Source organism: Bacillus sp. SJZ110 (genome assembly GCF_006715455.1).
GTDB lineage: Bacteria > Bacillota > Bacilli > Bacillales > Bacillaceae > Bacillus > Bacillus subtilis.
The window spans coordinates 466,788-486,923 of the sequence record NZ_VFNF01000002.1; the positions used below are offsets into that span (position 1 = coordinate 466,788).

A 20,136-nucleotide genomic window follows, 5' to 3' on the forward strand; every position below is an offset into this window, starting at 1 on the left:
TAAAAGATGAAAAAGGAATCTAAAAAAATGCTGATTGTTAGGTCGATGTAAAGTGACGGTAAGGATCGTAGAAAATGTCTTCGTAATGTAATGGCGCTGAAATTTTCTGAAATTTATAGGGCAAATGAAGGAAGTTCCCGCATTTTGTAGAAATATTGAGGGATAGGTTTTGAAGAAGGAGTGTACATGCATGGAAACTCTTGGTGTCCAGACAAACTCGGAGCTGCGAGAGGAACTGAATCGCCTCAAAGAAGAAAACGCGCGACTGAAAAAGGAATTGAATCAGCATCAAGTGATTGTCAACAATACGCTCGATGCTATTTTTATTTGTGATAACGAAATGCGGATTGTTCAGGCAAATGAAGCAACAGAAAGGATGCTTCAAGTTGACTCGGAAGATTTGAAAAAGCGTTCTGTTTTGGATTTTTTGTTTTCAATTCCAAAGGATGAACTGAATCTTTCCGTAAAGAAGTTTTTTAAAAAAGGCTTTCTGTGGAAGGAGGTTCCGATCAGGCTTGATTGCGGGGCAACAAAATACATAGAGTTTCTGGCCAAAAGAGGTATTGGTGAGGATTTCTTTTTTGTTGTCATGAGGGACATATCTTCTAAGAAGATTCTGGAGCGGGAATTCTCTATGAATGAACAGCTTTTTAAGGACTTGTTTGACAGAGCAGTTGACGGAATCGTCCTGTTTGATAAAGATGGCGGTTTTATTGATGCCAATTTGTCCTTTTGTAAAAGCTTTGAAATCAATCATAATGAGCTGTCTCATTTATCTTTGTATGAGTTCATAGACAGCGGCTCACGAAAAGATTTCGACAATATCTGGAAGGCGCTCAACCGCAAGGGAAAAGCGAAGGGGGAGCTGCCTGTCAAGCTTCGTTCAGGAGTTCAAAAACTATTTGAATTCACGATTACATCAAACATCATCAGCGGTTTTTATATGTCCATTATGAGGGATATCACAGAGAAGCGGTCTATGGAGCTGCAGCTCTTTAAAAGTGAGGAGCGCTTCAGAGAAATCTTTGAAAATGCAATGGACGCCATCATCATCTGGTCGAATGACGGAAGAATCGTAAAAGCGAATCAATCTGCCTGTAAAATTTTTGAGCTGCCGATGAATTTGCTGTTGAAAAGAAAGCTGTGTGATTTTCTCGTTGACTCGCAGCAGAAATACAGCATAACGAAGAGGAAATACGCAAAATACGGAGAGATCAGAGAAGAGCTGCTGTTTCAAATGGGGAACGGGCAATTCAAAGAGCTTGAATTTACTTCAAAACGGACAATCCTTGAAAATCAGCATTTGACGATCTTAAGAAATGTAAGCGACAGAAAGCGGATGGAAAAGGAGCTTCGGGAAAGCGAGCTGAAATTCAGAAAAGTGTTCAACGGCTCAATGGACGGCAATGTATTGTTTGACAATCAATACAGGATCATCGACGCCAACCCATTAGCAAGCCATATTTTGGGCCTGTCACATGAAGAGATCAAACAGCATAGCCTGTTAGATATTATTTCTGCTTATGAAATAGAAAATCTGGCATCACCGGCAAGGCAGATTAATTTTGATGAAATGGACAACGAAATTCCATTTTTGCTGAGCAGCGGTGATAACAGAAAACTCGAATTCTCATTTAAACGGAATATTATTCAAAATATGAACTTGGCTATCTTTAAAGACGTAACAGAGCGAAAAGAATTGGAGGAGCGCCTGCGCAAATCAGATACCCTTCATGTTGTCGGCGAACTCGCAGCCGGCATTGCTCATGAAATCAGAAATCCGATGACTGCTCTTAAAGGCTTCATTCAGCTTCTGAAAGGGAGTGTCGAGGGAGACTACGCCCTTTACTTCAACGTGATCACCTCAGAACTAAAGCGCATCGAATCCATCATCACCGAATTCTTGATTTTAGCCAAGCCCCAGGCCATTATGTATGAGGAAAAACATGTTACCCAAATTATGAGGGACACGATAGACCTTCTAAATGCGCAAGCCAATCTCAGCAATGTACAAATGCAACTTGATTTAATTGACGACATTCCCCCGATTTACTGTGAACCGAATCAGCTGAAACAGGTTTTTATCAATATATTAAAAAACGCCATCGAAGTGATGCCTGACGGCGGAAATATTTTTGTAACGATAAAGGCATTGGATCAAGATCATGTTCTAATCTCCTTAAAAGACGAGGGAATCGGAATGACAGAAGATAAATTAAAGCGACTTGGTGAACCGTTTTATACGACAAAGGAACGGGGAACTGGACTTGGGCTTATGGTAAGCTATAAAATTATTGAAGAACATCAAGGCGAGATTATGGTAGAAAGTGAAGAAGGGAAGGGCACCGTTTTCCATATTACGCTTCCTGTCAGACAGAATGCTGAAGAAAGAAGGAATGATGAATGAACTACTATACGACAGCCGAAACGCCGCTCGGTGAACTTATCATTGCCGAAGAGGAGGACCGGATCACTCGTCTATTTCTCAGTCAGGAAGATTGGGTGGATTGGAAAGAAACGGTTCAGAATACTGAGCACATGGAAACACCTAATCTTGCAGAAGCGAAACAACAGCTTCAAGAATATTTCGCAGGCGAAAGGAAGACATTCACCCTGCCGCTCAGCCAAAAGGGCACTCCTTTTCAGCAAAAAGTGTGGCAAGCGCTGGAGAGGATTCCATATGGTGAATCCCGAAGCTATGCGGATATTGCCGCTGCGGTCGGCAGTCCGAAAGCGGTGCGCGCTGTCGGGCAAGCTAATAAACGTAACGACCTGCCGATTTTTGTCCCGTGCCACAGAGTGATCGGCAAAAACAGTGCGTTAACAGGATACGCCGGAAGCAAAACGGAGATCAAAGCATTTTTGCTAAACATCGAGCGAATCTCCTATAAAGAAAAATAAAACATATGGCACGTTCCCTTTTTTTACGGCCGACATATCATTTTATTAAGTTAAAAAAGTTGGTCTGATGAAAAAGGAGGACAAAGCAATTGAAGCCGAGCCGCTCTGAGAAACTTGCCGTTTTTGCCGAACTGTTTGTGAAACTGCATATCTTATCAAGCGCTCAAAAAGATGAAATCATCAATGTTAACAAAAAGAAACAAAAAAACCGCTGACTCGGCTCCAAATGAGCAAAGTCCAGCGGTTTTTTAATGCACCTTTTCTCCTCTAAACAGCTGTTCAATCTCTTCTTCATAGTTTCCGGTCATAATCCCTTTTTCTGTGATGATTCCTGAAATGAGATCATGAGGTGTAATGTCGAAAGCGGGATTAAAGACAGGCACATTGGATGGAGCGGTCCGAACTCCGGAAATCTGCCTGACTTCCTCGGGATCTCGTTCCTCTATCGGGATATCAGCGCCGCATTTGACCTTTGTATCAAATGTAGATAAAGGTGCGGCGACAAAAAACGGAATGTCAAAGGCGTTTGCTAAAATAGCAAGACCGTATGTGCCGATTTTATTTGCCGTATCACCGTTCTTTGCAATTCGGTCGGCTCCGACGATAACAGCGGAAATTTGTTTTTCCTTCATCGTATGGGCGGCCATGCTGTCTGTGATCAGAGTGACATCAATGCCCCCCTGCATCAGCTCCCAAGCAGTAAGGCGTGAACCTTGCAGGACAGGCCTTGTTTCACAGGCATAAATGTGTAATCCCAAATCTTTTTGTTTGGCCAAGTAAAACGGAGCTAGCGCCGTTCCATAGCGGCTTGTCGCGATTGAGCCGGCATTGCAGATCGTCATGATCCTGTCGCCTTTTTTGAAAAGCTGCAGGGCGTTTTGGCCGATCAACCGGCAAGTTTCCTCATCCTCGACCTGAATCTGAATGGCTTCATGGACAAGGTTTGTTTTTGCTTCATTTACGGAAATCGCGTTTTCGACCGAATGACTCAGTCTCTCAAGCGCCCATGACAAATTAATGGCGGTAGGCCGTGAGCTGTTTAAATATTGTTTGATGTCTTTCAGTCTGCGGCGGAATTCCGTGACATTATCTGTTTCAATGTTTTTGGCAGCAAGCGCTAGTCCGAAGGCAGCCGTAATGCCGATCGCCGGAGCGCCCCTTACTTTGAGCGTGACAATCGCATCAAATACATCCTCTTTCGTCGTCAGCTCCAAATATTCCGTCTCATCAGGAAGCTTTTGCTGATTTAAAATGGTAATAGCTGTTTCTTTCCATTCAACAGAACGTGGAACAGCAAATGAATGGGTCATGAATAGATCATTCCTTTACAAGTAACTTAAATAATTCAATAACATCTGTTATCGTTTTGAATTCCGAACGTTTTTCGATAAAGGCTGTGCCGGTTTCGAGCGCCAAGCGTTTTCTGCCGATTCGTTTATCAAACGGCACGATCGTATCCAGGTCAGCTACATGGGCAAGGCCGATCGTGCGTCGTATCAGCTCACAGCCCGCAAATCCGATTGCTTCTTCAAAAATATGGCTGAGCGTATCAGTGAGGTAACCGTCGATGTTGGCGTAAACATCCAGACTGTCCTTCTTCCAGGCTTCACTAAACGTCTCCTTAAACGTTTCCCAGACCTGGTTGACATGTTCATATAACGGCTCTCTGTCAGCCTCGTCACGGCTGAGTGCGTTCAAAAATAAGTTGGCGATAAATTGCCCTACATCAAAGCCGATCGGTCCGTAAAAAGCAAACTCAGGATCAATCACCTTTGTTTCGTGCTCACTTGCGAAAATGCTTCCTGTATGCAAATCACCATGAATCAACGTTTCTGCAGACGTTAAAAATGACTTTTTCAGCTTAGCGGCTTCGATTTTAACGCTGTCATTATTCCAAAGCTTTTCGACAAAAGGACGAAGCTCTTCTTCAAAATCATTTGTGTCATGGTCGAAGAAAGGATCTGTAAAAACAAGTCTTTCCGTAATGTCGCATAGCTCTGGATTTGTAAACTGTTTAACAAGCTGTTTTTTCACCTTAGGTTCAAGCGCGTAATCTGATGAGTAGAAAAGTGTTTTTCCTAAAAATTCACCGATGTGCTGCGACAGATGAGGATAGTTTTCACCCTCAATGAGTCCTTTTCTTGCGATCTTGAGGTGAGAGAGATCCTCCATTACGGTAACCGCCATTTCCGTATCAGAATAAAACACTCTTGGAACCAGGTGAGGCACATGCTCGCCCTGACGGATGAGAGCGCTGCTTTCGATTCTTGCACGGTCGATTGTCAGCGGCCAGCTTTCTCCCACCACTTTTGCATACGGAACCGCCTGTTTAATGATCAATGCTCTGTCATGTTTTTGATCATAAATATGAAAAACGTAATTTAAGTTGCCGTCTCCGATCTCCTGGCATGTCAGCGTGCTTTTGCTTGGAAATAGGCCAAGCTTCACCGCCAACGCCACAGCGGAGCTTTCATTTAACGTTTCGTATAAAGGTGTTTTTGTGACTCCCATCATCATAACCTCCAATTATGTAATTAATTAATATGTGGCCGTAAAAAAGCCTCCTTCTCAGAGAGAAGGAGGCTTAACATCTATGTCCGCCTCTCTTATCTCTCAGATCAGATCTGAATGGAATTAGCACCGTGCCTTAAGAGACCAGCGTCTCGGCGCGAAAAAGATGCGCCCCATTTCACAATGGAATTACGGTCGGTTGCTGTTGGGGTCAAAAGGCCAAATCCCTCGCCCAACTCTCGATAAGAGAATATATTCACTTGTTTGACAATTCTAATTTATCAGTTGATGAACATGGTAACAGGTAATTTAGTTAGTTGTCAATATATTTTTTAATATAAATCTTTTCTGATATCATCGAAAACAGGAATGCTCTCCCGAACTTCTGCACTTTCTTGAAGGTCGATTTTCGCTCGGACTATGCCTTCTTCCCGGCCGCCTTCAGCAAGTACACGCCCCCATGGATCAATAATCAGGCTATGTCCTGCAAATTCATTATCTGGATTTGAACCGGTACAATTGCAGGCTGCGACAAAGCATTGGTTTTCAATGGCTCGCGCAATAAGCAGGCTTTTCCAATGATCAAGGCGGGGAAGAGGCCATTCCGCAGAAATAAACAGCACGTTGGCGCCTTTTGTCGTATGTTTTCTGATCCATTCCGGAAAACGGATATCGTAACAGATCAATCCAGAGCTTTTGACGCCGTCAAGCTCAAAGTATCCGTCTTCGGAACCGGCTGATAAATACAGATGCTCATCCATCAGCTGAAAAAGATGGGCTTTTCTGTACTCTTTAATGATTTGCCCTTCCTTATCCGCGATGTACATTGTATTATAAACATCAGAATTCTTCCTGACAGCGACCGATCCGGCGACAATATGAACACCATGTTTTTTTGCCGTTTTCTTCAGCCAGCTCTGAGCGGAGCGGCCGTCTTCATCAGCGAGTTCATCAAGATTGGCCAGATCATATCCGGTCGTCCATAATTCAGGCAGAACAAGAACATCAGCATGTTTGCTTTCTTTTTCGATGAAAAATTCAGCCTTTTTTATATTTTCCGAAGGTTTTCCGTATGAAATATCAAATTGAAGACAAGATATCGTCCATTTCATCTTTTTAACACCCCAAATTTTTCTTTACTTTTTTCATTTAACCATATATGATGATGGACTATCATTTCAAGATTTTTTTAGAAGGTGAGAATAGATGAAATTTGAACAGTCTCATGTATTGAAGGAATTGCCTAAACAATTCTTCGCTTCTCTGGTGCAGAAAGTGAACCGAAAGCTCGCAGAAGGACATGACGTTATCAATCTAGGACAGGGAAATCCAGATCAGCCGACTCCTGAGCATATTGTTGAGGAGATGAAACGAGCTGTCGCTGATCCTGAGAATCATAAATATTCGTCTTTTCGCGGCTCATACCGTCTGAAGTCAGCGGCTGCTGCATTTTACAAAAGAGAATACGGCATTGATCTGGATCCGGAAACTGAAGTCGCTGTATTATTCGGCGGAAAAGCCGGTTTAGTCGAGCTCCCGCAATGCTTGTTGAATCCCGGTGATACGATTTTAGTTCCCGATCCGGGTTATCCTGATTACTGGTCGGGTGTCACACTTGCAAAAGCAAAGATGGAAATGATGCCGCTCGTAAAGGACAGGGCGTTTCTCCCTGATTACAGCAGCATAACCGCTGAAATAAGGGAACAGGCGAAATTGATGTATTTGAATTATCCGAATAATCCGACTGGAGCTGTTGCTACTTCCGAGTTCTTTGAAGATACCGTGCGTTTTGCGGCTGAAAACGGAATCTGCGTCGTTCACGATTTTGCTTACGGCGCTGTCGGATTTGACGGCTGCAAGCCTTTAAGCTTTTTGCAGACTGAAGGTGCGAAGGATATCGGAATTGAAATTTACACGCTGTCAAAAACGTATAATATGGCAGGATGGCGGGTTGGCTTTGCCGTCGGAAACGCTTCGGTCATTGAAGCGATCAATCTTTATCAAGACCATATGTTTGTCAGTCTTTTCAGAGCGACTCAGGAGGCTGCAGCAGAGGCACTGTTAGCCGATCAGACGTGTGTGGCAGAGCAAAATGCCAGGTATGAGAGCAGGAGAAACGCTTGGATCACGGCATGCCGGGAAATCGGCTGGGATGTAACAGCTCCCGCAGGTTCTTTTTTTGCATGGCTGCCTGTGCCTGAAGGCTATACTTCTGAGCAGTTCTCAGATCTTTTGCTGGAAAAAGCGAATGTGGCAGTTGCGGCTGGAAACGGCTTCGGTGAATATGGCGAGGGCTACGTCAGAGTCGGACTTTTAACAAGTGAAGAAAGACTTAAGGAAGCCGCTTATCGAATTGGCAAACTGAACCTGTTTACCCAAAAAAGCATTGACAAGACCTTATAACGATGGGATAATTCAAAATAATTTATAAAATCTATATTTTCTTATCAAGAGCAGGCAGAGGGACGAGCCCGATGAAGCCCGGCAACCGACTTATAAAGCACGGTGCTAATTCTTGCAGCTAGCGGCTGAGAGATAAGATTCGGACGAGAAACGAAACCTCTTTAGACGCGATTGCAGTTTGAAGAGGTTTTTTGATATGGATGAAAATGAAAGGAGCTCTGGCATGAGTGAGTTATTAGCGACATATCTCCTGACCGAACCGGGAGCCGATACAGAGAAGAAAGCAGAACAAATCGCAACAGGATTGACAGTAGGCTCCTGGACTGATCTGCCCCTTGTAAAACAGGAGCAAATGCAAAAGCACAAGGGGCGGGTGATAAAAGTTGAGGAGAGAGAGGGAACTGCTGCATCAGAAAAACAAGCGGTCATCACAATTGCCTATCCTGAAATCAATTTCTCTCAGGATATTCCGGCTTTGCTGACAACAGTGTTTGGCAAGCTGTCCCTGGACGGAAAAATCAAATTAATCGATCTTCACTTCTCTGAAGCATTTAAGCGTGCACTGCCGGGACCGAAGTTTGGCGTATACGGCATCCGGAAGCTGCTGGGAGAGTTTGAGAGACCGCTGTTAATGAGCATATTTAAAGGCGTAATCGGAAGGGACCTGAGTGATATTAAAGAACAGCTCCGGCAGCAGGCGCTTGGCGGAGTTGACTTGATTAAAGACGATGAAATTTTCTTTGAGACTGGTCTAGCGCCTTTTGAAACAAGAATTGCAGAAGGAAAGCAAATATTGAAAGAAACGTATGAACAAACTGGACATAAAACGCTGTATGCGGTGAATTTGACCGGACGTACGGCTGATCTGAAAGACAAAGCGAGACGCGCCGCCGAGTTGGGAGCGGATGCGCTTTTGTTTAATGTCTTCGCTTACGGCTTGGACGTTATGCAAGGCCTTGCAGAAGATCCTGAAATCCCAGTTCCGATTATGGCGCATCCAGCAGTCAGCGGAGCGTTTACGTCTTCTCCGTTTTACGGTTTTTCTCACGCTCTTTTACTCGGAAAATTAAACCGATATTGCGGTGCTGACTTCAGCCTCTTTCCGTCTCCATATGGTTCGGTTGCGCTTCCAAGAGCAGATGCACTGGCGATTCATGAAGAATGTGTGAGAGAGGATGCTTTTAACCAAACATTTGCTGTTCCGTCAGCAGGCATTCATCCCGGCATGGTTCCGCTATTAATGCGTGATTTCGGCATAGACCACATTATTAACGCCGGAGGAGGCGTACATGGACATCCGAACGGTGCCCAAGGCGGGGGGCGAGCGTTCAGAGCCATTATTGATGCGGTCCTAGAGGCCCAGCCGATTGATGAAAAAGCCGAACAATGCAAGGATCTTAAGCTTGCGCTAGATAAATGGGGAAAGGTTGAAGCCGTATGACGACTCGAAAACCTTTTATTATTTGTGATTTTGACGGAACAATCACGATGAACGACAACATTATAAATATCATGAAAACATTTGCTCCCCCAGAGTGGGTGGCATTAAAAGACGGCGTACTTTCCAAAACGCTGTCGATCAAGGAAGGTGTCGGGCGGATGTTCGGCCTTCTGCCCAGCCGTTTAAAAGAAGAGATTACAAGTTTTGTATTGGAAGATGCAAAAATCAGGGAAGGCTTTCGGGAATTTGTAGCATTTATCAATGAGCACGAGATTCCGTTTTATGTCATAAGCGGTGGAATGGACTTTTTTGTATATCCTTTGCTTGAAGGCATTGTGGAGAAAGACCGCATTTATTGCAATCATGCTTCATTTGACAATGACTATATCCATATTGACTGGCCTCATTCCTGCAAGGGTACATGCAGCAATCAATGCGGGTGCTGTAAGCCGTCGGTCATCCATGAACTTTCTGAACCGAACCAATATATCATCATGATCGGTGATTCGGTTACAGATGTGGAGGCAGCAAAGCTGTCTGACCTATGCTTTGCAAGGGATTATTTATTAAACGAATGCCGGGAGCAAAACCTCAATCATCTTCCGTATCAAGATTTTTATGAGATCAGAAAGAAAATTGAGAATGTAAAGGAGGTACAGGAATGGCTGCAAAACAAGAACGCTGGCGAGAGCTCGCTGAAGTAAAACGGGAATTGGCAGAGAGAGATTGGTTTCCGGCTACTAGCGGTAATCTGTCAATTAAGGTTACAGATGAGCCTTTAACATTTCTCGTCACTGCAAGCGGAAAAGATAAACGCAAAGAGACGGTTGAAGATTTTCTGCTGGTCGATCAAAACGGAGAGCCTGCTGAAAGCGGGCATTCTCTGAAACCGTCAGCAGAAACGCTTTTGCATACACATTTGTACAATAAAACCAATGCCGGATGCTGCCTGCATGTCCATACGGTAAACAATAATGTGATTTCAGAGTTATACGGAGACCAAAAGAAAATCACATTCAAAGGCCAGGAAATTATAAAAGCACTCGGCTTGTGGGAAGAGAACGCAGAAGTGACCGTTCCGATTATAGAAAATCCGGCACATATCCCGACGCTTGCGGCACTGTTTGCGGAAGAGATTTCAGAAGATTCAGGAGCTGTTCTGATCCGAAATCATGGTATTACGGCTTGGGGGAAAACAGCATTTGAGGCAAAAAGAGTGCTTGAAGCGTATGAATTTTTGTTCAGCTACCATTTGAAATTGAAAACACTCCAGCCTCAGCTGGTTAAATAAAAGGAGGAATTGAAATGGCTACAATTCGAATTCATGATGAGGCAAATACAACGATTGAAAATCAAGAGGAAGTGGCAAGCTTTTTGGACAGTCAAGAGGTTATTTATGAGCAATGGGATATCACGAAGCTTCCGGAACATCTCTCAGAGAAATATGACCTGACAGAAGAAGAAAAACAGCAAATTCTTGATACCTTCGAAACTGAAATTAAAGATATCTCAACCCGCCGCGGCTATAAAGCACAGGATGTTATTTCATTGTCAGACAGCAATCCGAAACTTGATGAACTGCTTGAAAACTTTAAAAGAGAGCATCACCATACAGACGATGAGGTTCGTTTTATTGTAAGCGGACACGGTATTTTTGTCATTCAAGGCAAGGACGGCACGTTTTTTGATGTCCGTTTAAACCCTGGAGATTTAATCTCCGTGCCTGAGAATATCCGCCATTACTTCACGCTTCAGGAGGACCGCAAAGTTGTCGCGGTGAGAATTTTTGTCACAACTGAAGGCTGGGTTCCGATTTATGAAAAAGACAGCGTGAATCAATAAGCATGAGATAGCCCCGTTCATCGAACGGGGCTTTTTATATTTATTGCAAACGCCACTTTTCATACTGTGACAGTTCTTTTTTAATCAGTGTCCAAATCAAACCTAAAACAGCTGCATCGTCAATGAATCCAAGACCGAGGATTACGTCTGGAATGATATCGAGCGGCATGACGATATACAGGATTGCGGCAGTTAACAGCAAAAGTGTTTTAACCTGTGAACGAGGGTAGTCGCCATTTCGCCAATCGCGAAGCATCTGAAAAAAAGTAGTAATGTGCTGGATACATTTTTTTCGGTTTTTCCTCTTTAAAATCGCTTTTCCGCCTGCCGCTCCGAGCATTATTGCTTTCTTTTTCTTCATTGGGCATACCTCCTGCCTGGCGGCGTGTTTAAGATATTCTTCACCTGGGTATTGTTCTTCTAATCCTATCAATATATCTATTATACCTGAAAAATTAACTTATTTAATGAAAATATGTTTACAAATAAAGTATAATCTGTAATAATGCACAATAACCCAATCAAACTTGTTTCCTATTTCTTAGCGGCGAGGGGTGAAGTGAATGGGCGGTTCTTCTGAACAAGAAAGATTGTTGGTGTCTATTGATGAAAAAAGAAAGTTAATGATAGATGCCGCTAGAAAGCAGGGATTTACAGGGCATGACACGATCAGGCACAGTCAGGAGCTGGATTGTTTAATAAATGAATATCATCAGCTTATGCAAGAAAACGAACATTCCCAAGGGATTCAAGGCCTTGTAAAGAAATTAGGCTTGTGGCCCCGCAGAGATGTTATGCCAGCATATGATGCAAATAAATAGCGGCCTATCAGATGCATATATAAAGAGAGAGCTTTTCGGAAGCGCTCTTTTTTTCTGGAAAAAATTCATATAAAAGAGGGAACTAATGAAGGAACTGGCGATTCTCATTACCGAAATGGTCAATCAATTTCATGATGCTTTTATTTCCTTATGCGGAATATTTGGCATTCATTTAACTGACAAAGAAATGCATTTTTGGGTGATCGGCATTTTTGGCATATTCTTTTTCGGCGTCACTCACGCTGTGTTTACATGGCTTTCTAAATGGAGTATGACAGCCTTGTCCTTTATCTATACCGTTACAGTCATCATTGTCATCGTATTTGCGATTGAGATTCAGCAAAAGGTGACGGGGAGAGGGAATATGGAGTTTTTAGATGCCACGGAAGGTATAAAGGGTTTTTTAGTATTTTTTATGTTTTTTTTGCTTTTGAAAATGCTGTTGCGTTTCATCAAAATCCTTTTTTCTGGAAGACCAGCAAGCAAATCGAATGGCAATGCCCGATCACGAAGATAAAAAACCCTCCTGACATGGTCAGGGGGGCTATGATGCGGATACGGGGAGGGTGATCGTCACCTCTGTGCCTCTTCGCACTTCACTTTCAATATGAATAGAGCCTCCGTACATCAGCACGATCCGTTTACAAACAACAAGGCCGAGACCGGTTCCTTTTTCTTTAGAAGTAACAAAGGGAAGGAAGATGTGATCCAGCATTTCCTGAGAAATCCCTTCACCGTTATCCACAACTTTGATTATGGCTTTTTTATCTAAAGCTCCTAGGGAGATCGTCAGTTTGCCTCCTTCAGGCATTGACTCGAGGCCATTTTTTGCTACATTTAAAATCACTTGTTTAATATGATCTTTTGTACATTTTACGAGTAAGGGCTGCTCGGTTAAATACTGTAATTCGACTTCAACATTGTATAGATTGCCCTCAGAATAAATGATCGGCATAATTTCTCCGATAATGTCCTGAAGTGAGTTCAGCTCCCATTTTTCAGCTGTCGGCTTGCCGAGAACGAGAAACTCACTCACTATTTGATTGATGCGCTTTATCTCCTGTTCGATAATGGAGAAGTAAAGCTGATCTTCCTCACCTTTATATTTCTTTTGCAACAGCTGAATAAAGCCGCTTATCCCGGTGAGGGGGTTACGGATTTCATGGGCTGTGCTGGCAGCAAGCGTCCCGATCAGCTCTAATTTTTGCGCCTCATTTTCTGAGCGCTCCAGCTGGGTCTGCCGCTTCAGCAAATAATACAGCACGAGAATAAAAAGGATATTCAGCAGAACAATAATACATGAAAGCGGAAGCACTAGGCTTTTCGTCAGTTCTTCTATTGTGACCGGGTTCGGATAGACTTTCATATTCCAGCTGATATCATCCAGATATCCGCTGACAGGTTTCTGATCCTCTGCATGAGAGGCTTGTCCGCTCGCAAAAATCATTTTCCCGTCTTGGTTCACAACTTCAATATAAACATCAGGGCTTAGTAAGTTAATGAGATTTTTCAAATAATCAATTTGAATTGCTGCGACAAGATAATCTGTCACATTACGTTTTGAGTCCAAAACAGGCACACAAATTGTGAAAATTGGCTGACCAGTAATTCTGCTAGAATAACTATCTGAAATGACTGTCTTTTTAGTTTCCTTTGCTTTTGTAAAAAAAGATCTGTCGGCCAGGTTTACTTTCGTTTTTAATTCGGTTGTGCTTGCGGTGACGTCTCCTTTGGCATTGAGAAAATAGAGACCGGAAAATCTCGGCTCTGAATCAAAGGTCTTTTCCAAAATTGACTGCATTTTCTTTATATCAACCGGTCTGTCGATGGCGATGGACAAGGAGGTCATTCTCGCCATTGTTTCTCCGATTAAATAATTGATTTTGTTGCGGTGAAGGTTTAGCAGGACACTTGCTTCTTGTTTATGTTCTGCAGCTATTGTATCTTTTTCTTTTTCATATACGAAAAAGCTGATGACGATTGCCGGAATCACGACCAGTATGATATAAAGTTTGACTCTCCCGCAGGCGCCTTTTAGTATTTTCAATTTGCATCGCTCCAACATACACCTGATTAGAGGTATTATATCATTGTTTCTTCTTCTTTAATAAGAAAAAATAACCAAAAAAATTAGAAAAAGGTGTTGGCAAGCTTACATTTTAAAAAAGAAGAGAAATATTGGAAAGATTTTTATTGACATTTTGGTCTTTGTTTATTAATGTTTCTCTGTAACGGTTTCTAAAAGGATGATTGAGACATGACAGAAAAATCACTGAAGTTATTTATCGTGCTGTCGCGCGCGTATCGGTCTATTAACGATCATATGAATAAGCATATTCATAAGCATGGGCTGAATCCGACTGAATTTGCTGTGCTAGAGCTTTTGTACCATAAAGGTGATCAGCCGCTGCAGCAGATAGGAGATAAAATTCTCTTGGCTAGCGGGAGCATCACATACGTTGTAGATAAGCTGGAGCAAAAAGAACTTCTCATTCGGAAAGCGTCTCCTACAGACAGACGAGTGACATTTGCGCAAATTACTGAAAAAGGCATCGGTCTTTTGAACGATATTTTCCCTGATCACGCTGCTGAAATTGATGAAATGATCAGCGTATTAAGCGAAGAAGAGGTAGAGATGTGCACCGAAATGTTAAAAAGAGTAGGATTAAACGCAAAACAGTTTCATAATAAGTAAAAAAAGGAAGCCTGATATGTCACAAGGCTTCCTTTTTTGCTATTTTTCATTTGTTTCCGCTGCGCCTCTTGGCAAAATGAGAACTTCAACCCGCCGGTTTTTGCTTCGGCCTTCCGCAGTTTTATTGGAAGCCACCGGTTTATACTCGCCATAACCCTTGGCGCTGAACACTTTTGCATCGAGCTTGGGGTTTTCAATCAGGAGCCCCATAAAGTTTACCGCTCTCATGACGCTTAAATGCCAGTTTGATTGGAATTCAGAATTTTTAATTGGCATATTATCAGTATGTCCGCTGATAATGATATTTCTTGGCGGGTTAATCACAAGAAGATTTGAAATCTCTTTTGCAAGCGGCACATCTTCCTTACGGATGGTCGCTTTTCCAGAATCAAAGAAGATGCTGTCTTTAATCGTAATCAGAAGGCCTTCACTAGTCATCTTCGTCTCCAGCTGATGTTCCAGCTTTTTATCTTTGATGAACTTTTCCACCTGGCTCTTCACATTTTCAAGTTCTTCTTGATCAGCTGCTTTTTCTTTTTCTTTCTTGTTTTTCTCTTTCTCTTCTTTTTCCTTTTTCACTTCATCGATGCCGTCTGACTCGTTTTCAGGAGGAGTGACACTGGAGTAGTCCAGTACACCGGTTCCGCCTGTAAAAACTTCATTAAATGATTTTGAGAGCATTTGAAACTTAGCTGCGTCAATCGAGCTGCTCGCGTACAGCACAATAAACAATGCCAGGAGAAGAGTAAGGATGTCGGCGTAAGGAACGAGCCATGATTCATCAACGTGCTCGTCCTCATGCTTCTTCTTCTTTTTTCTCGCCATTTTGCGCCTCTCCTTGTTCTGCAAATTTCAAGCGGTCCTTCGCAGGAAGATACATTAAAAGCTTTTGTTCGATGACTTTCGGTGCTTGTCCTTCTAAAACGGATAAAACACCTTCAATCATGACCTCACGCAGTTTTACTTCCTGTTTTGATTTTCGTTTTAATTTATTTGCGAAAGGATGCCATAACACATACCCTGTAAAGATACCGAGAAGTGTGGCAACAAAGGCGGCACTGATGGCGTGTCCAAGCTCATCTGTGTTATCCATATGAGAGAGAGCGGCAATCAGCCCGATTACAGCGCCGAGTACTCCAAGTGTCGGAGCGTACGTTCCTGCTTGTGTAAAAATAGCGGCTCCGGCTTGGTGCCTGTCCTCCATTGCTTCGACTTCCTCTGTCATAATATCTCTTATAAATTCCGCGCTTTGCCCGTCAACAGCCATGCTGAGCCCGTTTTTCAAGAAAGCATCATCTACATCCTCAATGCTTGCTTCTAAAGCAAGCAGACCTTCGCGGCGTGCAAGCTGAGCCCATTCAGAGAACATAGGAATGAGTTCCTCTATTGTGAGCTGTTTATTTTCCTTAAATAACACTCGAAACAGCGTAGGCACTTTTTTAATTTCTTTTGTTGGGAACGCAATAACGACTGCTGATATTGTCCCGGCGATAATAATTAAAATGGCAGCGGGGTTTGCAAGGGCGCTGAAACTGACGCCTTTCAGAACCATCCCGACGCTCAATGCCACAAAAGCAAGAATAATACCGATTAACGAAGTTTTATCCATAGTTTTCACCAAATCCTTTTTTACTAGCTTGTCTATGGTTAATATCGGTTTTGGTGCCCGGAACTTTAGGGACATTGTGAATTTGTTCATGAAATATTCAAGGAAGAGGCATAGAAGGGAGAAATAAACAAAAACGGGCTCTCCAAAATTGAAAAGCCCGGGGGTCTACTGAAATTAGCAGCTTGCTTGCAAGCTGTGCAGATGGTATTCATATAATAGTAGAAATACATATTCACTGTATATAAACATGTTCCATCCCTCCTTAAAAAAAGTGTAAAGGATGAAGGGAAGTAGCGCTTCAGGAGAAGGGACGGTAATTTCTAAGTCAAGAGTATGAAAGTATAAAAAAAAGCGGCTTCCTAAAAGGAAACCGCTGATTGTTATTTTGCTCGCACTTTGATTTTATCATCTTCTAAAATCACGTGAAAACTTGTGATCTCGCCATTATCAAGCAGCAGATCGGTCATTTCATCCTCAACCCATTCTTGGATGGTTCTTCTAAGCGGACGTGCACCGAATGAAGGGTGGTAGCCCAGCTCAGCGATTTTTTCTTTCGCTTCATCTGTCACATTCAAGCTAATGCCCCGTTCAGCCAATGTTTCTTCAAGTTCTCCAAGAAGAAGGCTGACGATTTTGACAAGATGTTCTTTTTCCAATGAGCGGAACTCAATAATGCTGTCAAAACGGTTGAGGAACTCAGGTTTAAAGAACATGCTCAGTGAATCAATCAATGTTTGTTCTTCGATGACACTGTCATCTGATTGGAAACCGACTTTCGTTTGTTTCTCACCAGCACCCGCATTACTTGTCATGATGATCACTGTGTCTTTGAAGCTTACAGTTCTGCCTTGGCTGTCTGTCAGACGGCCATCTTCCATAATTTGCAGGAACATATGCTGAACGTCTGGGTGTGCTTTTTCAATCTCATCCAGCAACACAATGCTGTAAGGATTGCGGCGCACTTTCTCAGTTAATTGTCCAGCTTCCTCATGGCCGACATATCCAGGCGGTGAACCGATAATTTTAGATACGGCGTGTTTCTCCATGTATTCGCTCATATCGAGTCGGATAATAGCGTCTTTTGTGCCGAATAATTCATCTGCCAGTGTTTTAGAAAGCTCTGTTTTCCCTACGCCGGTAGGACCGACGAAGAGGAAGGAGCCGACTGGTCTGTTTTTGGATTTTAAACCGGCGCGGCTTCGTCTTACCGCCTTTGCCACTTTTTGAACAGCGGCTTCTTGTCCAATCACGCGTTCATGAAGTTTTGCTTCAAGCTCTTTCATTTTCGTTTGTTCGTCTGCCTGCAGTTTGCCGACAGGGATGCCTGTTTTTTGTTCAACAATTTCCTGAATGTGCTCAGCTTCCACAGTGACAGCGGTATGAGCGGAGGAGCTGTTCAGTTTTTTCTCCAATGCGAGTTCTTCATCACGGAGTTTTGCCGCCAGTTCGTAATTTTCTTCTTCCAGGGCTTTTGTTTTTTCGGCTTCAATTGCAGTTAAGCGTTCAGCGGCATCCTCATCATTCAGTTCATCAATTAACAGGTTGGCTTTTGAACCTGCTTCATCTAATAAATCAATTGCTTTATCCGGCAGGTGTCTGTCCTGAATGTAGCGGGATGATAAAGTGACACACGCTTTGATTGCTTCATCACTGAATGTTACGCCATGGTACGCCTCGTATTTGTCTTTAATCCCTTGCAGAATGAGGATAGCCTGTTCAATTGAAGGCTCCTGCACCATGACAGGCTGAAAACGTCTTTCCAGCGCGGCATCTTTTTCGATTTGACGATATTCTTTCAGTGTTGTCGCGCCAATGACTTGCAGTTCGCCTCTGGCTAGGGCCGGTTTGAGAATGTTGCCGGCGTCCATTGATCCTTCTGCAGAGCCTGCGCCGACGAGAAGGTGAATTTCATCAATGAACAGAATGACATTTTTTCGTTCCTTCAGCTCAGTGATCAGCTGTTTCATTCTCTCCTCAAATTGGCCTCTGATCCCTGTGTTTGCAACAAGGGATGCAACATCAAGCAAATATAGCTCTTTGTTTTTCAGTTTGTTTGGAACATCACCTTCAGCAATTTTTAAAGCGAGCCCTTCAGCGATGGCAGTTTTCCCTACACCCGGCTCACCAATAAGAACCGGATTGTTTTTGTTCCGGCGGTTTAGAATTTCGATCACTCGCGCCACTTCATCATCACGGCCGATGACGGGGTCAATGAGACCGGCTTTTGCACCGTTTGTAATATTTTGAGCCAGCTCATCAAGCAACCCTTTTTTTCCGCTTTGTTTTGCTGCGCTCTTTTCTTTCGGCTGGAATGCCTGTTCAAACGGAAATCCGAAAGATTGAGGACCCATACTCATTGAAGGTTTACGGGTCAGTTCGTTATAGCAAGTTTCACAAAGAACCATCTGTTTATGAACGGAATTTATTTGCATGTTAAGGCGAATCGTCGCCTCGTTTTGATGACAATGTTGACAACGCATTTGCCAAAACCTCCTTAATAATTTGATCTTCTTTGACCAATGAAAGTGAATAAAAAGGTCTATTGGATTTGACCTTCTTTGACTATTAGTATACGGCAAACTTAACGGCATTCAAACCAATATGCTCAAAGCAGACTGAATATTTGACTATATTTGACCAATTGATTTTTAAAAAAGGCCGGTTTGTTTGACCAACTTTGATTAATAGTATACTCTGACCATCTTTGACTTTCAAGTCTTATGCACAAAAAATTTTTGATTTGTTACAAAGTAAAACATGTTTTCTTCGTCTTTTCAAGGAACTTGTCTCATAGGTTATAAAAAGGCATATATGGACAAAACTGCGGTTCGTTCGGAGGGAAGAAATGGAACAATCAAAAGGGTCTGCAAGTCAGCTTGCTTTTGTGTATGTCGGCACAGTAGTCGGAGCTGGATTTGCGACTGGGAGGGAAATTGTTGAGTTTTTTCTGAAGTTCGGCTGGTTCGGTTTATTCGGCATTCTCGTCAGCGGCGGAATGTTTACGTTACTGGGGGCCAAGCTGATGATCATTTCAAAGCGAATCAATGCCAAGTCATATCAAGAAATGAACATATTTTTATTCGGGGCGACGGCTGGGCGGATTATCAATGTATTTATGCTGTTTGTTCTCCTTGGAGTTACATCTGTTATGCTTTCAGGGGCAGGGGCGCTTTTTGAGGAACAGCTGGGGATGTCCGCTCAGATTGGGATGCTCATTACAATCGGTCTGAGCTTAATTGTGATGACTAGAGGAGTAAAAGGCATTTTCGGTGTCAATGTGTTTGTTGTTCCCCTTTTAATCATCTTTTCAATGATTGTGGTGGCCGACTCTTTTATATTCAGCGAATCACGAAACGCAGCTCAGTGGGTCTGGCCGCATCGCTGGGATTGGCTGTTATCAGCTGTTTCTTACGGGGCTTTGAATTTATCGCTTGCCCAAGCAGTTTTGGTTCCGCTGGCGAATGAAATGTCCTCGGAGAAAGTGATCAAAAAAGGCGCTTTAATCGGAGGGACGATGCTGACGATTGTGCTGTCCGCGAGTTTTCTGTCTTTGTCGACTCTTCCGGATGTATTTTTATATGATATACCGATGGCGCAAGTGGTTTATCTCTTTGCACGTTCTGTCCATTTGATTTATTTACTCATTATTTTCGGAGAAGTGTTCACATCAGTTATCGGTAATCTATATGGATTAGAAAAACAAGTGCAAAGCTTTCTTCCAGTGAAAAGCAAATATATCTTTGCGGCCATTATGATCACGGCTTATATTACGAGCCAAATAGGGTATGGCAAGCTTATTTCAACGATTTATCCCTTGTTTGGCTATGTGAGCCTGGCCTTCATAGGCGCTTTGCTATGCAAAAAAGCTCCTCGGCGGCGCAGTTTATAAATATATAATGAAACGAACCGTCAC

20 protein-coding genes and 2 riboswitches are annotated in these 20,136 nt (G+C 42.9%); of the genes, 12 read left to right on the plus strand and 8 right to left on the minus strand.

The features are described 5' to 3' along the window. Positions 1-190 precede the first annotated feature (190 nt). From kinE to FB592_RS08055, 3 genes are all read left to right on the plus strand, one after another. Positions 191-2,407: a sporulation two-component system sensor histidine kinase KinE gene (gene kinE / locus FB592_RS08045; RefSeq protein WP_003232504.1), complete on the plus strand. Its 2,217-nt coding sequence runs from the start codon at positions 191-193 to the stop codon at positions 2,405-2,407. Next, positions 2,404-2,901, plus strand: a complete 498-nt coding sequence (gene ogt, locus FB592_RS08050) for a methylated-DNA--protein-cysteine methyltransferase (protein ID WP_070548878.1) — start codon at positions 2,404-2,406, stop codon at positions 2,899-2,901. The genes kinE and ogt overlap by 4 nt, the downstream gene beginning before the upstream one ends. Positions 2,902-2,990: 89 nt before the next feature. Next, positions 2,991-3,116 (plus strand): hypothetical protein, encoded by a 126-nt coding sequence (locus tag FB592_RS08055; protein ID WP_003232500.1) that lies wholly within the window; start codon positions 2,991-2,993, stop codon positions 3,114-3,116. 33 nt (positions 3,117-3,149) lie between these two features. Here the strand turns inward: FB592_RS08055 and mtnA are convergent, their stop codons facing one another. The 3 genes from mtnA to FB592_RS08070 all read right to left on the minus strand — a co-directional run bounded on the left by mtnA (position 3,150) and on the right by FB592_RS08070 (position 6,524). Beyond that, positions 3,150-4,211, minus strand: coding sequence for an S-methyl-5-thioribose-1-phosphate isomerase (gene mtnA / locus FB592_RS08060; protein ID WP_070548879.1), 1,062 nt, complete (start codon positions 4,209-4,211; stop codon positions 3,150-3,152). Positions 4,212-4,218: 7 nt separating this feature from the next. Beyond that, on the minus strand, positions 4,219-5,412 hold the full coding sequence (gene mtnK, locus FB592_RS08065) for an S-methyl-5-thioribose kinase (protein WP_128740294.1): 1,194 nt from the start codon (positions 5,410-5,412) through the stop codon (positions 4,219-4,221). Positions 5,413-5,504: 92 nt separating this feature from the next. Next, positions 5,505-5,661: riboswitch (SAM riboswitch) on the minus strand. 83 nt (positions 5,662-5,744) lie between these two features. Further along, a complete protein-coding gene (locus FB592_RS08070; RefSeq protein WP_141949434.1) occupies positions 5,745-6,524 on the minus strand; it encodes a carbon-nitrogen family hydrolase in 780 nt (259 codons plus the stop codon). A 94-nt stretch (positions 6,525-6,618) separates the two neighbouring features. Between FB592_RS08070 and mtnE the strand changes: the two genes are divergently transcribed. From mtnE to mtnD, 5 genes are all read left to right on the plus strand, one after another. After that, positions 6,619-7,815: a methionine-glutamine aminotransferase gene (gene mtnE / locus FB592_RS08075; protein WP_003244774.1), complete on the plus strand. Its 1,197-nt coding sequence runs from the start codon at positions 6,619-6,621 to the stop codon at positions 7,813-7,815. Positions 7,816-7,853: 38 nt separating this feature from the next. Beyond that, a riboswitch (SAM riboswitch) is annotated at positions 7,854-7,954 on the plus strand. A gap of 84 nt (positions 7,955-8,038) precedes the next feature. Continuing rightward, entirely contained in the window at positions 8,039-9,256 is a 1,218-nt protein-coding gene (gene mtnW / locus FB592_RS08080) for a 2,3-diketo-5-methylthiopentyl-1-phosphate enolase (protein ID WP_015483161.1), read from the plus strand. Continuing rightward, on the plus strand, positions 9,253-9,960 hold the full coding sequence (gene mtnX, locus FB592_RS08085; protein WP_103803699.1) for a 2-hydroxy-3-keto-5-methylthiopentenyl-1-phosphate phosphatase: 708 nt from the start codon (positions 9,253-9,255) through the stop codon (positions 9,958-9,960). The genes mtnW and mtnX overlap by 4 nt, the downstream gene beginning before the upstream one ends. Further along, positions 9,918-10,547 (plus strand): methylthioribulose 1-phosphate dehydratase, encoded by a 630-nt coding sequence (locus tag FB592_RS08090; RefSeq protein ID WP_032725591.1) that lies wholly within the window; start codon positions 9,918-9,920, stop codon positions 10,545-10,547. Before mtnX ends, FB592_RS08090 begins: the two co-directional genes overlap by 43 nt. A gap of 14 nt (positions 10,548-10,561) precedes the next feature. Next, positions 10,562-11,098 carry an acireductone dioxygenase gene (gene mtnD, locus FB592_RS08095; RefSeq protein ID WP_003232483.1) on the plus strand — a complete coding sequence of 179 codons (537 nt, stop codon included), beginning with the start codon at positions 10,562-10,564 and terminating at the stop codon, positions 11,096-11,098. A 40-nt stretch (positions 11,099-11,138) separates the two neighbouring features. Here the strand turns inward: mtnD and FB592_RS08100 are convergent, their stop codons facing one another. Continuing rightward, positions 11,139-11,459 carry a YkvA family protein gene (locus FB592_RS08100; protein ID WP_003232481.1) on the minus strand — a complete coding sequence of 107 codons (321 nt, stop codon included), beginning with the start codon at positions 11,457-11,459 and terminating at the stop codon, positions 11,139-11,141. 202 nt (positions 11,460-11,661) lie between these two features. Between FB592_RS08100 and spo0E the strand changes: the two genes are divergently transcribed. Together spo0E and FB592_RS08110 are read left to right on the plus strand one after the other, a co-directional pair. Then, positions 11,662-11,919, plus strand: coding sequence for an aspartyl-phosphate phosphatase Spo0E (gene spo0E / locus FB592_RS08105; protein WP_003218598.1), 258 nt, complete (start codon positions 11,662-11,664; stop codon positions 11,917-11,919). A gap of 85 nt (positions 11,920-12,004) precedes the next feature. Further along, on the plus strand, positions 12,005-12,436 hold the full coding sequence (locus FB592_RS08110; protein WP_003245685.1) for a hypothetical protein: 432 nt from the start codon (positions 12,005-12,007) through the stop codon (positions 12,434-12,436). A gap of 27 nt (positions 12,437-12,463) precedes the next feature. Here the strand turns inward: FB592_RS08110 and FB592_RS08115 are convergent, their stop codons facing one another. Then, complete coding sequence (locus tag FB592_RS08115) at positions 12,464-13,984, minus strand: sporulation kinase KinD (protein ID WP_072557174.1); 1,521 nt, start codon at positions 13,982-13,984, stop codon at positions 12,464-12,466. A gap of 192 nt (positions 13,985-14,176) precedes the next feature. On the opposite strand from FB592_RS08115, the gene mhqR reads away from it, so the two are divergent. Then, the gene (mhqR, locus tag FB592_RS08120) at positions 14,177-14,614 is read left to right on the plus strand and encodes a MarR family transcriptional regulator MhqR (RefSeq protein WP_003232475.1); all 438 of its coding nucleotides are present in this window, start codon (positions 14,177-14,179) and stop codon (positions 14,612-14,614) included. A 39-nt stretch (positions 14,615-14,653) separates the two neighbouring features. Here mhqR and motB read toward each other — a convergent pair whose 3' ends face one another. The 3 genes from motB to clpE all read right to left on the minus strand — a co-directional run bounded on the left by motB (position 14,654) and on the right by clpE (position 18,703). Then, positions 14,654-15,439: a flagellar motor protein MotB gene (motB, locus tag FB592_RS08125; RefSeq protein ID WP_003232473.1), complete on the minus strand. Its 786-nt coding sequence runs from the start codon at positions 15,437-15,439 to the stop codon at positions 14,654-14,656. Next, positions 15,411-16,223 (minus strand): flagellar motor stator protein MotA, encoded by an 813-nt coding sequence (motA, locus tag FB592_RS08130; protein WP_003244739.1) that lies wholly within the window; start codon positions 16,221-16,223, stop codon positions 15,411-15,413. The genes motB and motA overlap by 29 nt, the downstream gene beginning before the upstream one ends. 380 nt (positions 16,224-16,603) lie before the next feature. Continuing rightward, on the minus strand, positions 16,604-18,703 hold the full coding sequence (gene clpE / locus FB592_RS08135) for an ATP-dependent protease ATP-binding subunit ClpE (RefSeq protein WP_029317717.1): 2,100 nt from the start codon (positions 18,701-18,703) through the stop codon (positions 16,604-16,606). 365 nt (positions 18,704-19,068) lie between these two features. Here clpE and FB592_RS08140 point away from each other — a divergent pair, with 365 nt between their 5' ends. After that, positions 19,069-20,112, plus strand: a complete 1,044-nt coding sequence (locus FB592_RS08140) for a YkvI family membrane protein (protein ID WP_024572589.1) — start codon at positions 19,069-19,071, stop codon at positions 20,110-20,112. Positions 20,113-20,136: the final 24 nt, after the last annotated feature.

Coding starts and splice junctions, on each gene's coding strand:
- spo0E (WP_003218598.1), top strand. CDS start 11,662: ATGGGCGGTTCTTCTGAACAAGAAAGATTGTTGGTGTCTATTGATGAA.
- FB592_RS08100 (WP_003232481.1), bottom strand. CDS start 11,459: ATGAAGAAAAAGAAAGCAATAATGCTCGGAGCGGCAGGCGGAAAAGCG.
- motA (WP_003244739.1), bottom strand. CDS start 16,223: ATGGATAAAACTTCGTTAATCGGTATTATTCTTGCTTTTGTGGCATTG.
- FB592_RS08090 (WP_032725591.1), top strand. CDS start 9,918: ATGGCTGCAAAACAAGAACGCTGGCGAGAGCTCGCTGAAGTAAAACGG.
- FB592_RS08110 (WP_003245685.1), top strand. CDS start 12,005: ATGAAGGAACTGGCGATTCTCATTACCGAAATGGTCAATCAATTTCAT.
- clpE (WP_029317717.1), bottom strand. CDS start 18,703: ATGCGTTGTCAACATTGTCATCAAAACGAGGCGACGATTCGCCTTAAC.
- mtnD (WP_003232483.1), top strand. CDS start 10,562: ATGGCTACAATTCGAATTCATGATGAGGCAAATACAACGATTGAAAAT.
- mtnX (WP_103803699.1), top strand. CDS start 9,253: ATGACGACTCGAAAACCTTTTATTATTTGTGATTTTGACGGAACAATC.
- mhqR (WP_003232475.1), top strand. CDS start 14,177: ATGACAGAAAAATCACTGAAGTTATTTATCGTGCTGTCGCGCGCGTAT.
- motB (WP_003232473.1), bottom strand. CDS start 15,439: ATGGCGAGAAAAAAGAAGAAGAAGCATGAGGACGAGCACGTTGATGAA.
- FB592_RS08070 (WP_141949434.1), bottom strand. CDS start 6,524: ATGAAATGGACGATATCTTGTCTTCAATTTGATATTTCATACGGAAAA.
- FB592_RS08140 (WP_024572589.1), top strand. CDS start 19,069: ATGGAACAATCAAAAGGGTCTGCAAGTCAGCTTGCTTTTGTGTATGTC.
- mtnA (WP_070548879.1), bottom strand. CDS start 4,211: ATGACCCATTCATTTGCTGTTCCACGTTCTGTTGAATGGAAAGAAACA.
- mtnK (WP_128740294.1), bottom strand. CDS start 5,412: ATGGGAGTCACAAAAACACCTTTATACGAAACGTTAAATGAAAGCTCC.
- mtnE (WP_003244774.1), top strand. CDS start 6,619: ATGAAATTTGAACAGTCTCATGTATTGAAGGAATTGCCTAAACAATTC.
- ogt (WP_070548878.1), top strand. CDS start 2,404: ATGAACTACTATACGACAGCCGAAACGCCGCTCGGTGAACTTATCATT.
- kinE (WP_003232504.1), top strand. CDS start 191: ATGGAAACTCTTGGTGTCCAGACAAACTCGGAGCTGCGAGAGGAACTG.
- mtnW (WP_015483161.1), top strand. CDS start 8,039: ATGAGTGAGTTATTAGCGACATATCTCCTGACCGAACCGGGAGCCGAT.
- FB592_RS08115 (WP_072557174.1), bottom strand. CDS start 13,984: ATGTTGGAGCGATGCAAATTGAAAATACTAAAAGGCGCCTGCGGGAGA.